This is a genomic window from Nocardia sp. NPDC049220, assembly GCF_040647855.1.
Classification (GTDB): domain Bacteria; phylum Actinomycetota; class Actinomycetes; order Mycobacteriales; family Mycobacteriaceae; genus Nocardia.
The window spans coordinates 1,515-3,720 of record NZ_JBEZDA010000046.1; the positions used below are offsets into that span (position 1 = coordinate 1,515).

General features: G+C 60.9%; 1 protein-coding gene. It reads left to right on the forward strand.

What is annotated here, in order from left to right; all coding sequences use genetic code 11:
• On the forward strand, positions 1–2,206 hold a 2,206-nt coding region (locus AB0C34_RS31430; protein ID WP_357081053.1), incomplete at both ends, for a condensation domain-containing protein.

Consider the following 2,206-nt stretch of genomic DNA (forward strand, 5'->3'; position numbering starts at 1 on the left):
ACACCCCCGACAGCGGTGAGCATTCCTGGACCCCGACCACCGATCTAGGTGCGCTCCAAGCCCACCCGGACACGGACATGCCGGTCACGACAGCGATCGATATCAACGCGTTCGTGCGTGAGGGCCGGTTGGAAACCGCTTTCGGGTTCCCCGAAACCCTGCTCTCACACACCGAGATCACCGAACTGGCCCGACTATGGACCGAAGCGTTGACAACGATCGCGGTATACGCGCAATCCGACAACGCCGGCGGCCACACCCCCTCGGACTTCGCGTTGACCACCCTCACCCAAAACGACATCACCAGATGGGAACACCGCTACACGGTGTTGACCGACGTACTACCCCTGACACCACTGCAATCGGGTATGCACTTCCACGCGATGCTGGCCGCGGGATCACTGGATGTCTACACCGCCCAAATGATGTTGACCCTCGAAGGCCCCCTCGATACCGACCGCCTACACAACGCCGCGCAAACACTCCTGACACGGCATCCCAATCTGCGGGCAGCGTTCGTGACCGACAACGAAACAACCATGCACCAGATCATCCCCGCCGACGTCGAACTACCCTGGCGCGAAATCGAACTCACCGACCTACCCGGCACCGATCCCCACGACGCACTACAACAGATCTGCGACCACGACCGACTGACACCGTTCGACCTGTCCACCCCACCCGCGATCCGGTTCACCCTCCTGCGCCACAACAACAACCACCACCAACTGATCATGACCAACCATCACATCCTGCTGGATGGATGGTCGATGCCACTACTGATCAAAGAACTCCTCATCCTCTACACCAACAGAAGCGACACCACCACCCTCGACGACCCGACCCCGTTCCGCGACTACCTGCACTGGCTCTCACACCGAGACCAAGCCACCACCCTCCAAACATGGGCCACCACACTGGCCGGGATATCGGAACCGACACTGCTGGCCGGACCCGACGGCATCGACGCAACCCGCGACATCACCGAACTATCAGGTGAACACCAGACCAGCTTGACCACCCAACAAACACAACACATCACCGACCTCGCCACCAGACTCGGCGTCACCATCAACACCGTGCTGCAATTCGCCTGGGCGAACGTGCTCGCAGTACTGACCAGACGAACCGATGTCGTATTCGGAACCACCGTCTCAGGACGACCACCCGAACTACCAGGCGTGGAAACAATGATCGGACTACTGATCAACACCGTGCCGGTACGCGTGACCCTCTCACCCACCGACACCATCGATACCGCGATCACCCAACTCCAACACCAACAAACCGAACTACTCGACCACCACCACGCCGGCCTACCCGAAATCCAAGCCACCACCACAACAGGCCCACTGTTCGACACCCTGCTGGTATTCGAGTCCTACCCAGTCGACACCAACAGCCTGCGCGAACACGCCGGCAACCTCGACGGAGTCACCATCACCGCCGTCACCGCCAGCGACGACACCCACTACCCCTTCGCGCTCACCGCCCACCTCGACCAACAACTCCACCTCCGCGCATCCTTCCGACTCGACCTGTTCAACCAACCACAAGCCACCCACATCCTCGAACACCTGACCCACGTCCTCAACACCCTGCCCGACACCACCACACTCGCCGACCTCCACATCACCAACCCCACCCAACGAACACAAATACTCACCCACTGGAACAACACCCACACCCCCACCGACACCACCACCACCCTCATCGACCTATTCCACACCACCGCAACCGCCACACCCCAAGCCATCGCCGTCATCGACAACCAAACCCACCACACCTACCAACAACTCGACACCCGCGCCACCACACTCGCCCACCACCTCACCCAAGCCGGCGTAGGCCCCGACCACATCGTCGCCATCGCCCTCGACCGATCCTTCGACCTCATCGCCGCCATCCTCGCCGTCCTCAAAGCCGGCGGCGCCTACCTACCCATCGACCCCACCTACCCCCCCGAACGCCTCACCTACATCCTCACCGACGCCAACCCCACCGCCATACTCACCACCCACACCATCCACACCACACTCCCCCACACAAAACACAAAACACTCCTCACCGACCACATCCACAACAACCCACAACCCACAACCCAACAACCACCAACACTCCGACCATCCAACCTCGCCTACATCATCTACACCTCCGGCTCCACCGGAACACCCAAACCCGTCGCCGTCACCCACCACAACGTCGT